The 13,669-nt window shown below is 72.4% G+C and carries 8 protein-coding genes; 1 reads left to right on the top strand and 7 read right to left on the bottom strand.

Annotated elements, in window-relative coordinates; translation table 11 throughout:
• Both AB0472_RS34500 and AB0472_RS34505 read right to left on the bottom strand, forming a co-directional pair.
• Positions 1-681 (bottom strand): maltotransferase domain-containing protein (locus AB0472_RS34500; protein WP_366362416.1); only part of this gene is annotated, 681 nt, incomplete at its 3' end.
• 254 nt (positions 682-935) lie between these two features.
• Complete coding sequence (locus tag AB0472_RS34505) at positions 936-2,174, bottom strand: S8 family peptidase (protein ID WP_366362418.1); 1,239 nt, start codon at positions 2,172-2,174, stop codon at positions 936-938.
• A 296-nt stretch (positions 2,175-2,470) separates the two neighbouring features.
• Between AB0472_RS34505 and AB0472_RS34510 the strand changes: the two genes are divergently transcribed.
• Positions 2,471-5,095: a glycosyltransferase family 1 protein gene (locus tag AB0472_RS34510; protein WP_366362420.1), complete on the top strand. Its 2,625-nt coding sequence runs from the start codon at positions 2,471-2,473 to the stop codon at positions 5,093-5,095.
• Positions 5,096-5,176: 81 nt separating this feature from the next.
• Here AB0472_RS34510 and AB0472_RS34515 read toward each other — a convergent pair whose 3' ends face one another.
• The 5 genes from AB0472_RS34515 to AB0472_RS34535 all read right to left on the bottom strand — a co-directional run bounded on the left by AB0472_RS34515 (position 5,177) and on the right by AB0472_RS34535 (position 13,657).
• Positions 5,177-5,692, bottom strand: coding sequence for a DUF1990 domain-containing protein (locus tag AB0472_RS34515; RefSeq protein ID WP_366362422.1), 516 nt, complete (start codon positions 5,690-5,692; stop codon positions 5,177-5,179).
• Between the two features lie 71 nt (positions 5,693-5,763).
• On the bottom strand, positions 5,764-7,410 hold the full coding sequence (locus tag AB0472_RS34520; RefSeq protein ID WP_366362424.1) for a M4 family metallopeptidase: 1,647 nt from the start codon (positions 7,408-7,410) through the stop codon (positions 5,764-5,766).
• A 250-nt stretch (positions 7,411-7,660) separates the two neighbouring features.
• Positions 7,661-9,706, bottom strand: coding sequence for a M4 family metallopeptidase (locus AB0472_RS34525; protein ID WP_366362426.1), 2,046 nt, complete (start codon positions 9,704-9,706; stop codon positions 7,661-7,663).
• Between the two features lie 313 nt (positions 9,707-10,019).
• Positions 10,020-11,762 carry an ABC transporter ATP-binding protein gene (locus tag AB0472_RS34530; protein WP_366362428.1) on the bottom strand — a complete coding sequence of 581 codons (1,743 nt, stop codon included), beginning with the start codon at positions 11,760-11,762 and terminating at the stop codon, positions 10,020-10,022.
• Positions 11,759-13,657, bottom strand: coding sequence for an ABC transporter ATP-binding protein (locus AB0472_RS34535; RefSeq protein ID WP_366362429.1), 1,899 nt, complete (start codon positions 13,655-13,657; stop codon positions 11,759-11,761). Before AB0472_RS34535 ends, AB0472_RS34530 begins: the two co-directional genes overlap by 4 nt.
• Positions 13,658-13,669 lie beyond the last annotated feature (12 nt).

The raw sequence follows: 13,669 nt of genomic DNA on the forward strand, positions 1-13,669 counted from the left end.
GTACCACGAGCCGAACAGCGCCCGTTCACGCTCCACCAGCAACGGCAGCGGCTCCGAGACCGTCACCAACTCCCGCACCGGATACCGCGCCAGGACCTTCTCCGCCTCCGGGCTGAGGGCGGCGGCCAGGCGCCAGGGCGCGGGCCGTTCCTCGTCGCGGAGGGCGGCGGCCGCGGTCAGCAGGATTTCCCGTTTTTTTGCCTTCGGGACGGCGGCGGCGGCCCGTTCGTAGAGCCGGGCGCCCTCCTCCAGGACCAGTTCGGTGTCGATGCCCGCGGGAATCTTGATCTGCGCGTGGTGGCGCCAGGTGGCGACCGGATCCCCCCATGCCTCGACCTGGTAGGTCCAGCGGCCCGGTTTCCCGTCGACGGTCACCGTGGCGCCCCAGCGGTCCGTGCCGGGGGCCAGCTCCCGCATCGGGGTCCAGGGGCCGGGTCGGCCCTTCGGATCCTTCAGTACGACGTTGGCGGCGACGGCGTCGTGGCCCTCGCGGAAGACGGTGGCGGTGACCTCGAACGACTCCCCGGTGACCGCCTTGGCGGGCCGGCGCCCCTGCTGGACCAGCGGGCGGACGTCGAGGACGGGTATGCGGCCGACGGCGGTGGCCTCGTCCGCGGGGGGTGGCGCGCCGGGGGACGGGCGCCGGGTCGGAGGTGCTGACGGTTGGTGCGTGGCGGGCATGACCGCTCCTGTCCGCGGCAACGTGGGTGTGGGCGGATGGGTGGTGGGGAGGTGGGTCCTGCGGGGTGTACCTGGTGTTGTACCGCTGCCTGGTGTCAGTGCTGTGTCTGTGGGGTGTACCGGAGGAGCCTTCCCACCCTATTCGGGTGGGCAATCCGGCACTTTGTTAACTACTCAGCCGTATGTCTACGCACAAGACCGGCCCCGTTCACGGCGAACGGGGCCGGTGGCGTGATCGCGTACCGGAAACCGCTTTACGTCTCCGGCACCCGCAGCAGCCTGTTGGGCGACCCGTGCCCCGCATCCGACACCTTCCCGCTCGCCGCCCTCGCAATCAGGGCGTCGGCGACCTGAGCGGGGGTCGCCCCGCGGTGCCCGGCGAGATAGAGGGCCGCGGCGCCCGCGACGTGCGGTGCCGCCATCGACGTACCCGAGTAGGTCGCGCTGGCGGTGTCGCTCGCGTTCGAGTCCGAGGTGATCGCCACCCCCGGGGCGAACAGGTCGACCGCGGAACCGTAGTCGGAGAAGCCCGCGCGGGCGTCGGTGCGGTCGGTGGCGCCGACGGTGAGGGCCTGCGGCACGTCGGCCGGCGAGTAACGGGCGGCCGGGACGCCGCCGTTGCCGGCGGCGACCGTGTAGGTCACGCCCGCCCTGATCGAGTTCCGTACGGCGGCGTCCAGTGGGGGGCTGTGGTAGCCGCCCAGGCTGAGGTTGGCGACCGCCGGCCTGCGGGCGTGCGCGGTGACCCAGTCGACACCGGCGATGACCTGGGCGGTGGTGCCCGACCCGGTGTCGTCCAGGACCCGCACGGAGACCAGCCGGGCCTTCTTGGCGACGCCGTACCTGGTACCGGCGATGATGCCGGCGACATGACTGCCGTGCCCGTTGCCGTCGCCGGCGGACCCGTCGTTCCCGACGAAGTCCCAGCCGTAGCCCGCACGTCCGCCGAAGTCGGTGTCGGTGATGCGGACACCGGTGTCGATCACGTACACGGTGACGCCCGCGCCCCCCGAACCCGGCGAGACGAACGACCTGTTCAGCGGGAGTCCTGCCTGGTCGACGCGGTCCAGCCCCCAGGACGGCGGGTTCTTCTGGATGTTCTTCCGGATGTTCTGCCGCGTGTTCTCGCGGGTGCGCACCAGTTGCACCCGGCTGTCCTGGACGACGGAGGCGACCCGCGGGTCCGCGGCGAGCCGCCTGGCCTGTGCAGCGCTTGCTTCGACGGCGTAGCCGTTCAGCACGGCGCCGTAAGTATGGCTTATTTTCGCCCCATACCGGGCGGCGACGTCCCTCCCGGCCGCCGACGCCCCCTTGATTCCCGCGTCGAGCGTCACCAGATAGCTCCCGCCGACCGAACCGGCCCGGCCGGCGCCGACGACGGTTCCCTCCGGTAGGGCGTGCGCGGGCAGGGTGGCCGTCGACAGCACCGCGGCCGTCACGACCGCGGTCACGCCCCCCACCAGACGCAGCCACCGGCTGTACGTCCGTGCCATGGCTGTGAGTCCCCCTCCTCGGCTCAGGGGGGCAGGGTCTCGTACGGGGCGAAAGCCGACAAGAAGGCCTCCGGGGCCACACCCCGGTCCGCCCCGCCTCCGGCCCGCCGGGAGCCTCGGGACAATGGCCGGTCCCCACCACCTCCGGCCCGTCCGGTGAGGACGAGGCCGATCAGGCCGAAGTGGGGGTCTGGGGGCGGCAACCCCCGGTGCCACCCCCCGCACCGGTACTGTCGGACCGACGCCGAGCCGCACAGGGTTGTACGGCTCCCCTTGCGAACTGCACGAGGTGGAATGTGAAGGCGATCCGTCGGTTCACCGTCCGTCCCGTTCTCCCCGACCCCCTCCGCCCCCTCAGCGACCTGGCCCGTAACCTGCGCTGGTCCTGGCACGCCGAGACCCGCGACCTCTTCCAGGCCGTCGACCCCGAGCGCTGGGCCGCCTCCGAGGGCGACCCGGTGCGGCTGCTCGGCAGTGTGCCGCCGGCGCGCCTCGCCGAACTGGCCGGGGACCGCCGGTTCCTGCGCCGGCTGACCGCTGCCGCCGACGACCTGAGCGACTACGTGACCGGCGACCGCTGGTACCAGACCCGTCCGCAGACGGCCGAACTCCCGGCCGCCGTCGCGTACTTCTCACCCGAGTTCGGGATCACGGCCGCCCTGCCGCAGTACTCGGGCGGCCTCGGCATCCTGGCCGGCGACCACCTCAAGTCGGCCAGCGACCTCGGCGTGCCGCTGATCGGCGTCGGCCTGCTCTACCGGCACGGCTACTTCCGGCAGACCCTGTCCCGGGACGGCTGGCAGCAGGAGCACTATCCCGTCCTCGACCCCAACGAACTCCCCGTGGCCCTGTTGAAGGAGGCCGACGGCACCCCGGCGCACGTCTCCCTCGCGCTGCCCGGCGGCAGACTGCTGCGCGCCCGAATCTGGCTGGCCCAGGTCGGCAGGGTGCCGCTGCTGATGCTGGATTCGGACGTCGAGGAGAACGACACCGGCGAACGCGGGGTCACCGACCGGCTCTACGGCGGCGGCAGCGAGCACCGGCTGCTCCAGGAGATGCTGCTCGGGATAGGGGGTGTACGGGCGGTGCGGACGTACTGCCGGCTGACCGGCCACCCCGAGCCCGAGGTCTTCCACACCAACGAGGGGCACGCCGGCTTCCTGGGCCTGGAGCGGATCGCCGAACTGGTCCGCGCCGGGCTGGACTTCGACGCCGCCCTGGAGGCGGTCCGCGCGGGCACGGTCTTCACGACCCACACCCCCGTCCCGGCCGGCATCGACCGCTTCGACCGCGAGCTGGTCGCCCACCACTTCGGTGCCGACGCCGAACTCCCCGGGATCGGGGTCGAGCACATCCTGCGGCTCGGCATGGAGACCTACCCCGGCGGCGAGCCCAACCTGTTCAACATGGCCGTGATGGGGCTGCGGCTCGCCCAGCGCGCCAACGGGGTCTCGCTGCTGCACGGCAACGTCAGCCGGGAGATGTTCTCCGGGCTGTGGCCGGGCTTCGACCCCGACGAGGTGCCGATCACCTCGGTGACGAACGGCGTGCACGCCCCGACCTGGGTGGCCCCCGAGGTGGTCCGGCTCGGTGCCCGGCAGCTGGGCGACCGCCGTACCGAGGAGGCGCTGACGGTCGGAGGCCCGGAACGCTGGGACGCCGTCGCCGAGGTCGCCGACCAGACGATCTGGGAGCTGCGCCGCAGCCTGCGCGAGCAACTGGTGCTGGAGGTGCGGGAGCGGCTGCGGGCGTCCTGGCGGCAGCGCGGCGCCGGTACCGCCGAGCTGGGCTGGATCGACAACGCCCTCGACCCCGACGTCCTGACCATCGGGTTCGCCCGGCGCGTCCCCTCGTACAAGCGCCTCACGCTCATGCTGCGCGACCGTGACCGGCTGATGGACCTCCTGCTCCACCCCGAGCGGCCGATCCAGATCGTGGTGGCGGGCAAGGCGCACCCGGCCGATGACGGCGGCAAGCGGCTGGTCCAGGAACTGGTCCGCTTCACCGACGACCCGCGCGTCCGGCACCGCGTCGTCTTCCTGCCCGACTACGGCATGGCGATGGCGCAGAAGCTGCTGCCCGGCTGCGACATCTGGCTCAACAACCCGCTGCGCCCCCTGGAGGCGTGCGGGACCAGTGGCATGAAGGCGGCCCTCAACGGCGGCCTGAACCTGTCGGTCCTGGACGGCTGGTGGGACGAGTGGTTCCAGCCGGACTTCGGCTGGGCGATCCCGACGGCGGACGGCGCCGGCACCGATCCCGACCGCCGGGACGACATCGAGGCCGCCGCGCTGTACGACCTCCTCGAACAGCGGGTCACCCCGCGCTTCTACGAGCGCGGCCGCAGCGGTCTGCCGGACCGCTGGATCGAGATGGTCCGCCAGACCCTCACCCTGCTCGGTCCCAAGGTGCTGGCGGGCCGCATGGTCCGGGAGTACGTGGAGCGCCTCTACACCCCGGCGGCCCACGCCCACCGGTCCATGACCCCGGACACGGCCCGTGAACTCTCCGCCTGGAAGGGCAGGGTGCGGGCCGCCTGGCACGGCGTCTCGGTGGACCACGTCGAGACGGCCACCGTCACGCCCACCGCCGAACTCGGCACCACCCTCGCCGTCCGGGTCCGCGTCCGCCTCGGCGACCTCGCCCCCGACGACGTGGAGGTCCAGGCCGTCTCCGGCCGCGTCGACCCGGAGGACCGCATCACGGACGCGACCACGGTGCCCCTCAAGCCGGTCTCCGGCCCCGACCTGGAGGGCCACTGGACCTACGAGGGCCCCCTCTCCCTGGACCGCACGGGCCCCTACGGCTACACGGTCCGCATCCTCCCCACCCACCGCCTACTGGCTTCCGGCGCGGAACTGGGCCTGGTGGTGGTGCCGGTGGAAGGGGCGGTGACGGGTGCCGGGGTGCTGATGCGCTGAGGTCCTGAGGGGTGCTCCGAGGGCGGGCGGTCTCCGCTCGCCCTCACGTCCGTCCGGCAGGGGCCGCCCGTCGCGGTCGCGTCAGAACTCCGGTTCCGCGTCCGCGCACAGGCGGCGTAGTACGGCGCCGCATCTGCGGGCGTACGCCTGCTGCAGGCCGCGGGTCGCGGCGCCGCCGGCGCGGGTGTACCACTTGGCGGGTCTGCTGAAGGCGGCGACCGTGAGCCAGACCGTGCCGTCGCCGGTGCGGTCGACGACGAAGGCCTCCTCGCCGCTTTCGGGGTGGCCGGCGAGGGTGCCGTAGGCCCAGCCCGCGCGGCGGGCCTCCTCCGCGGTCCAGACTATTCGGCAGGGGGCCTTGATGAGGCCGGCCAGGGTGACGGTGACGTCGACGCCGGGGGCCGCGCGGTCGGCGGCGGTGTCGATGCCCACACCGAGGGCGCGGTGGAGTTCCCAGGTGAGGACCGCGTCGGCGGCCCGGCGGAAGACTTCCTGGCCCTCGCCTATGCGCGTGCGCACGTGCAGGGGGTGGAAGCCCGGTGGGCAGGCGGCGAGGTTGTCGCGGGTGGCGCCGACCGCCTCGTACGTGAAGGACATGGGACAGAGGGTAGGGCGGGCCCCCGGGACGGCTTCGTCCCGGGGGCCCGCCCGAGCGTTCCGCTAGCGCGTCACGCCGTGACGTTGACCGCGGTCCAGGCCGCCGCCACCGCGTTGTACTCGGTCGAGCCGGAGCCGTACAGCGCGGCCGCCGCGGACAGCGTGCCGGTGCGGGCCGACTTGTAGTTGGTGGTCGACGTGAAGTACGTGGTCAGGGCCTTGTACCAGATCTGCAGGGCCTTGTCCCGGCCGATGCCCGTGACCGTGGAGCCGTTGTACGTCGGCGAGTTGTAGCTGACGCCGTTGATGGTCTTCGAACCGCTGCCCTCCGAGAGGAGGTAGAAGAAGTGGTTCGCGACGCCGGACGAGTAGTGCACGTCCAGGTTCTTCACCGACGAGGACCAGTAGTTGGCGGAGGCGCCGTCCTTGCTGGGCTGGTCCATGTAGCGCAGCGGGGTGCCGTCGCCGTTGATGTTGAGCTTCTCGCCGATGAGGTAGTCACCGGGGTCCGAGGCGTTGTTGGCGTAGAACTCGACGCCGGTGCCGAAGATGTCGGAGGTGGCCTCGTTCAGGCCGCCGGACTCGCCGCTGTAGTTGAGGCCGGCGGTGTTCGAGGTGACGCCGTGGCTCATCTCGTGGCCGGCCACGTCCAGCGAGGTCAGCGGGTGGGTGTTGCTGGAGCCGTCGCCGTAGGTCATGCAGAAGCAGCTGTCGTCCCAGAACGCGTTGACGTAGTTGCTGCTGTAGTGGACGCGGGAGTAGGCGGCGACGCCGTTGTTCTTGATGCCGTTGCGCCCGAAGGTGTTCTTGTAGAAGTCCCACGTCTCCTGGGCGCCGTAGGCGGCGTCCACGGCGGCCGTCTGGTCCGTGGAGGAGCTGGAGGCCGTGCCGGTGCCCCAGGTGTTGTCGGCGTCGGTGAACAGCGTGCCGGTGCCGGAGGTGCCGCGGGCCAGGTTGTACGTCTTGTGGCCGCCGCGCGTGGTGTCGTACAGCTGGTACGTCGAGCCCGACAGGTTCGTGCTCAGGCTGACGGTGCCGGAGTAGAGGCTCTTGCCGGTGCCGGTGGCGTTCTCGATGCCCTGGTACTCGAAGAGCTTCTTGCCGCTGGCGGCGTCGGTGATGACGTGCAGCTGGTTGGGGGTGCCGTCGTCCTGGAAGCCGCCGACGACCGTCTCGTAGGCGAGGACGGGGGTGCCGGAGCCGGCCCAGATCACCTTGCGGGCGCCGTCGGCGGCCGACTTGGTGGAGCCCAGGGTCCTGGCGGCGGTGAGGGCCGCCTTCTCCGCCTTGGCGACGCTGAGCTGCGGCTTCAGCGAGGCCACCTTGATGGTCGCCTTGGTCGCCTTGGTGACGCCCTCGGTCTTGCCGGCCTTGGAGGTGTGCACGACGATGTCGCCGCCGAGGACGGGCAGGCCCGCGTAGGTGCGCTCGTAGCGCGTGTGGACCGTGCCGTCGACGTCCTTGACGACGTCCTTGACGACCAGCTTCTCCTTCGTGCCGAGGCCTATCTGCTGGGCCGTCTCGGCGACGTTCGCGTCCGCCTTCTGGATCAGGGCGGTGCGGGCGGAGTTGGAGAGCAGGGTGGGGGCGGCGGCCAGCGGCTGCTTGTCGACGGCCGAGGCGTTCGCGGTCATACCAGTGGTGAGGAGGGCGCCGGCGGCGACAGCGGTGGCGATGGCGAGCGTGGTGCGCTTGTGACGCGCGTAGAGGGGGCTCACTCAAGCTCCTTCAGGATGTGGGGAGTCCGGGGCGGAGTGGGGTACTGGCCCGGCTGTGGGGTTGTGAAGTTGCTGTGCTGTGCGACGGGTGAAGGAAGAGTGACATCAAGGTCGCGTACATGTCAGTCCCCTGAAGTGATGTTGGCCGAAAAGCAGCTGTTGGGTGAACGTTGCGGGCATGTAAAAAGGGCGCCGCCCGCGGGGAGGTCCCCCGTGGACGGCGCCCGGTGCGCGCGTCTGTTACCTGCGGTTACGGGAAGGTCAGCTTCCACCCGTTGATCGTGCCGACGTCCTGCGCGGCCTGGTCCTGGACCTTGAGCTTCCAGGTGCCATTGGCCGATTCCGACGAGGCGTTCACCGTGTAGGTGTCCGTCACGTCGTCCGCGGAGTCGGAGGAGCTGAAGTTCTTCAGCCGGTACGACGTCCCGGACGGACCGACCAGGTCGATCACCAGGTCGCCGCGCCACGTGTGGCTGATATTCGGCGTTACCTGCAAGTTGTTCGGGGCGTTCCCGGTCCGGCCGGAGACCGTGATCGACGAGGTGACCGCGGGCCCGTTGTCCGGAATCGACACAGGCGTGGTGCTCTCGTACGACGTGCCCGTGCCGCCACCGCCGCCGGACCGCGAGCCGACCGCGACGGCCGCCCAGGCGTCCTGCACCGCCTTGTACTCGGTGCTGGTGGTGCCGTACAGCTCGCCCGCCGCCGCGAGGCTGCCGGTGCGCGCGGCCGCGTAGTTGGTGGTCGAGGTGAACTTGGTGGTGAGCGCCCGGTACCAGATCTGCAGCGCCTTGTCCCGGCCGATGCCGGTGACCGGAAGGCCGTCCTTCGTGGGCGAGTTGTAGCTGACGCCGTTGATGACCTTGGCGCCGCTGCCCTCGCTCAGCAGGTAGAAGAAGTGGTTCGCGACGCCGGACGAGTAGTGCACGTCGAGGCCGCCGACCGACGAGGACCAGTAGTCGGCGCTGCCGCCGTCCTTGCTGGGCTGGTCCATGTAGCGCAGCGGGGTGCCGTCGCCGTTGATGTCGATCTTCTCGCCGATGAGGTAGTCGCCGACGTCGGAGGAGTTCGCCGCGTAGAACTCCACCCCGGTGCCGAAGATGTCGGAGGTGGCCTCGTTCAGGCCGCCGGACTCGCCGCTGTAGTTGAGGCCGGCGGTGTTCGAGGTGACGCCGTGGCTCATCTCGTGGCCGGCCACGTCGAGCGCGGTCAGCGGGTCCGCGTTGCCGGAGCCGTCGCCGTACGTCATGCAGAAGCAGCCGTCGTCCCAGAACGCGTTCACGTACGAGTTGCCGTAGTGGACGCGGGAGTAGGCGCCGACGCCGTTGTTCTTGATGCCGCTGCGCCCGAAGGTGTTCTTGTAGAAGTCCCAGGTCTCGGCGGCCCCGTAGTGCGCGTCGGCGCCCGCGGTGGCGGCGTTCGACGTGGTGCCGTTGCCCCAGGTGTTGCTCGACTGGGAGAACAGCGTGCCGGTGCCGGAGGTGCCGTGGTTCAGGTTGTACGTCTTGTGGCCGCCGCGGTCGCCGTCGGTCAGCGTGTACGTCGAGCCCGACTGGGTCGTCGACAGCGACACCGTCCCGCTGTACTGGGTGTTGCCGGTGCCGGTGACGTTCTCGATGCCCTGGTACTGGAAGAGCTTCTTGCCGGTGGCGGCGTCGGTGATGACGTGCAGCTGGTTGGGGGTGCCGTCGTCCTGGAAGCCGCCGACGACCGTCTCGTAGGCGAGGACGGGGGTGCCGGAGCCGGCCCAGATCACCTTGCGGGCGCCGTCGGCGGCCGACTTGGTGGAGCCCAGCGTCTTCGCCGCGGTGAGGGCGGTCTTCTCGGCGCTCGCCGCGGTCCTGGCCGGGGTGAGGTCGGCGACCTTGAGCGTGGCGTTGTTCGCCTTGATGACGCGCTCGGTGGCACCGGACTTCGCGCTGTCGACGATCAGGTCGCCGCCGAGCACCGGCAGGCCGGCGTAGGTGCGCTCGTAGCGGGTGTGCAGGGTGCCGTCGGCGTCCTTGACGACGTCCTTGACGACCAGCTTCTCCTGGGCGCCGAGGCCTATCGCCTTGGCGGTGGCGGCCCGTTCGCCGCTCGCGTCGCGGAGCAGTTCGGCGCGCTGCGAGGGGGAGAGCTTGACCGCCGCGTGGGCCGGGTTGGCCCGGCCGAGCTGCGGCGCGGCCGGAGCGGCGCTGGCGGCGCCCGACTGGACGGCGGCGGCGATCAGGGCGCCGACCCCGGCGAGGGCGACGGCCGCGGTGCGGCGGTACGTGCTGTGGGGGGTGCGTCTGCGAGAGGAACTGCTTCTCAACACTGACTCCTTCTGCGTGGCCGCGGGTCACACGGCCAGGGGAGATCCGGACGGCGGGTGGGCCGGCCGGGCAGAACTTGGCGGAACGCGGAACCATGTGCGTGTGCAGTGCCGGACCCGGCAGCGACGGTGGGGATGAAGCTGTGGGGTTGCTGTGAGTCGGCCGTGGGAAGAGTGGCAGCAGAAAACGCCACCTGTCAGGACCGCGTCAGAAACTTGGCCGGAAATCGTCCGTTGTCCGGATGTTCATGTTCGGTATGCGGATTGTTGAGGAGGTGCCGAGGACGCCCGGCAGCACGGGGCCCGCGACCGCTCAGGGCGCCGTGTCCCCGTGCCAGGTCGCCCACAGCGCCGCGTACGCCCCGCCCGCCGCCACCAGCTCCTCGTGCGTGCCGAGTTCGGTGAGGAGGCCGTCCTCCATCACGGCCACCCGGTCGGCGTCGTGAGCGGTGTGCAGCCGGTGCGCGATGGCGATGACCGTACGGCCTTCGAGCACGGCGGCCAGCGCACGCTCGGTGTGCCGGGCGGTGGTCGGGTCCAGCAGCGCGGTCGCCTCGTCCAGGATCAGCGTGTGCGGGTCGGCCAGCACCACCCGGGCCAGCGCGAGTTGCTGCGCCCGGGAGCCGTCGGTGGCCGTGCCGCCCGTGCCGAGCGGGGTGTCGAGGCCGCCGGGCAGTCCGCGCACCCAGTCGTCGGCGCCGACCGCGGTCAGCGCCGCCCACAGGTCGGCGTCGGTGGCGGCCGGTTCGGCGATCAGCAGGTTGTCCCGGACCGTGCCGAGGAAGACGTGGTGCTCCTGGGTGACCAGGACGACCTGGCGCCGCAGCCGCTCCGGTGCCAGCCCGGCGACCGGCACCCCGCCCACGGTCACCGTGCCCGACCCGGGCGCCTCGACGCCCGCCAGCAGCCGGCTCAGCGTCGTCTTCCCGGCGCCGGACGGCCCCACCACCGCGAGCCGCTCGCCGGGCCGCACCGTGAGGTCCACCCCGCGCAGCACCTCGCCGCCGCGCTCGTAGGCGTACCGCACCCCGCGCACGTCGATCCGGTCGTCCGCGGGCGTCGGCGCCGCCCCGTCCGGTACCGCCCGCGGGGCCCGCGCCAGCCCCTCCACCCGGGCGAACGAGGCACTGCTGGACTGGAGTTGCTCCACCCGCATCAGAATCTGGTCCAGCGGTTCGGTGAACTGCCGCAGATACAGCGCCGCCGACACCACCACCCCGACGCCCGCGTGCAGCAGCCCGCCGACCAGCAGCACCCCGGCCACCGGCACGGAGTACGACACCTCGACGGCCGGAAAGAACACGGTCCGCAGCCACAGAGTGTGGACTCGGGCCTTCCGGTTGGTCTCCAGGGCGTCCCGGCTCGCCGTGATCCGCTGCTCCTGGAGCCGGAAGGCCTCCACCGTGCGGGCGCCCGCCACCGTCGCCGTGACGATCTCGGCGACCCCGGAGGTGGCCGCGCCCTCGGCGAGATAGCCGTCCCGGGCCCGGCGCAGGTACCAGCGCAGCGCGAACCAGACGGGGGTCAGCCCGAGCACCCCGAACGCGGCGAGCAGCGGGTCGAGGGCGAACACCGCGCCCATCACGAACAGCGCCTGAACCGTGCAGACCAGCAGTTCGGGACCGGCGTCCCGCAGGGTGGTGCCGACGGTGCTCACGTCGCCCGTGCCGCGCGCGGTCAGGTCGCCGGTGCCGGCCCGCTCCACCGCGGACGCGGGCAGCGCCAGTGCCCGGTCCACGAACTCCTCGCGGACCCGGGCCAGCGTGCGCTCGCCGAAGCGGTGGCCGAGATAGCGGGCGGTGCGGGCGAACAGCAGCTCGGCGAGGGAGCAGAGCAGGATCCACCGGGCGAGGTGGTCCACGGCGCCGACCCCGCGGCCGGCCCGGACCTCGTCCACGATCCGGCCCACCAGCCAGGGGCCGACGAGGCCGGTGCCGGCCGCCGCCGCGTTCAGCAGCAGCGCGGCGGCGAAGGGGCCGCGGTCCGCCCGCACCAGGCGGAAAGTGGCCCGGCGTACGTCGGCACGGCCGGCGACCGGGAGCCGGCTGGTCGTCACCTTGCGAACTCCTCGTCCTCCGTGTCCCGGGCCACGAGGGCGCGGTAGCCGGGTGTGCGGTCCAGCAGGCCCTCGTGCGTGCCGGTCGCGGCGACCCTGCCGCCGACCAGGAAGACCACCTCGTCGGCGTGGGCCAGCAGCAGCGGCGAGGTGGTGGTGACGAGGGTGGTGCGGCCGGCGCGGGCGGTGCGGAGGCGCTCCGCCACGAGGGCCTCGGTGTGCGCGTCGAGGGCGGAGGTGGGTTCCACGGCGAGGAGGACCTCGGGGTCGGTGAGCAACGCCCGCGCCAGCCGGATGCGTTGGCGTTGACCGCCGGAGAGGTTGCGGGCCTGGGCGGTGAGTTCGGAGTCGAGGCCGTGGGGGAGGGCGCGGACGATGTCGTTCGCCGCGGCCGCGTGCAGGGCTTGGGCGAGGCGCGCGTCAGGGGGTGCGCCGGGAGGTGCGTCGGCGGGTGCGGGTGCGTCGGGGTTGCTCGCGTAGTTCCCTGCGTGCCGTTGGGGCGCGTTGTGGCTCGTGCCTTGGGGCGCGTCGGCGGGTGCGGCGCCGTCGTGGCTGGTCGCACAGTTCCTCCCCCGGCCTTCGGCCGGGGGTACCCCCAGCGCCCCCAAGGGGCGCGTTTCGCCGGCGCTCAGCGCACTGCGCAGGGGGCCCGCGAACAGATCGGCATCGTTGTCGGCCACCAGGATGCGGGTGCGTACTTCCGGGAGGGGGACGGCGTCCAGTCGTACTCCTCCCCAGGTCACGTCCGAGGGGGTGTAGCGGCCAAGGCGGTCCACCACCGCTCCTGCCTCCGTCGGGCTGGCGCTCACCAGGGCCGTCAGGCGGCCGGGGCGGACCAGTACGCCCGAGTCGGGATCGTGGAGGGCGGACGGCTCGGTCGGGGCCGGTGCGGAGCCGGTGTCCGGCAGCGGCTCGTGGCGCAGGAGGCGGACGACCCGGCGGGCGGCCACCACGCCGCGGCTGAGCTGGTAGCCCATGTCGAGGAAGAAGGCCACCGGCCCGACCAGGACCGCGGCATAGCCGTACACCGACACCAGCTGGCCGACCGTGATGTCGCCGCGCGCGGCCATCCGGGCGGCGATCCAGGTCACCACCGCCAGGAACACCGTCGGCAGGCCCATGCCCAGCGCCTGGACCCAGCTGGCGACCTCGCCCACCCGGTAGCCCTGGGCGCGCAGGTGCTGGGAGTCGCGGCGGAAGGCGTCGGCGAACAGGCCCTTGCCACCGAGCCCGTTGAGGACGCGCAGGCCGCCCGCGAGGTCGCCGATACGGGCCGTCAGGACGCTCTGGCGCTCGCGGTACTCGGTCTCCCTGCCCTGCAGCCGCCGGGCCGGCGGGCCCGCGACGAGCGCCACCACCGGCACCCCGAGCAGCACCACGCCCGCCAGCAGGGGCGAGATCGTCAGCAGGAGCCCGGCCACCACCCCGTACACGACGACCGCGCCCACCCCGGGGCCGACGACGGTCAGCGCCTGGGCGATGGTGTGCACGTCGCCGACGCCGATCGTCACGACCTCCCCGGCGTCGGACCGGCGCGGCAGCTCGGCGCCGAGCCGCACCGTCTGTCCCACGAGCACCTTGACCGTGCGGAAGTAGGCGTCCATCCGCACCCGGGTCATGGTGCGGTGGCGCATGATGCTGACCCAGGCGTTGACCGCCCCGAGCACGAAGATCGCCGCCGTCCACCCGGCCAGCACCCCCATGCGGCCCGGCACCAGGCCGTCGTCCACGGCCCGGGACATCAGGTACGGCGTCCCCGCCATCAGCGTCAGCCAGACACTGCCCAGCAGCGCCCCGGCGAGCGAGCGGCCCCGCTGGCAGGTCACCAGCCACCACAGGTAGGACCACCCGCCGCGCGTGTCGGGCGTGCCCGGATCCTCGTACGCGTCGATCACCCTGCGACCCCC

This window comes from Streptomyces sp. NPDC086777, assembly GCF_040702065.1.
GTDB lineage: Bacteria > Actinomycetota > Actinomycetes > Streptomycetales > Streptomycetaceae > Streptomyces.

What these genes read in the sequence shown, in the direction of transcription:
- AB0472_RS34505 (WP_366362418.1), bottom strand. Translation starts at nt 2,174, where the DNA reads ATGGCACGGACGTACAGCCGGTGGCTGCGTCTGGTGGGGGGCGTGACC.
- AB0472_RS34515 (WP_366362422.1), bottom strand. Translation starts at nt 5,692, where the DNA reads ATGTCCTTCACGTACGAGGCGGTCGGCGCCACCCGCGACAACCTCGCC.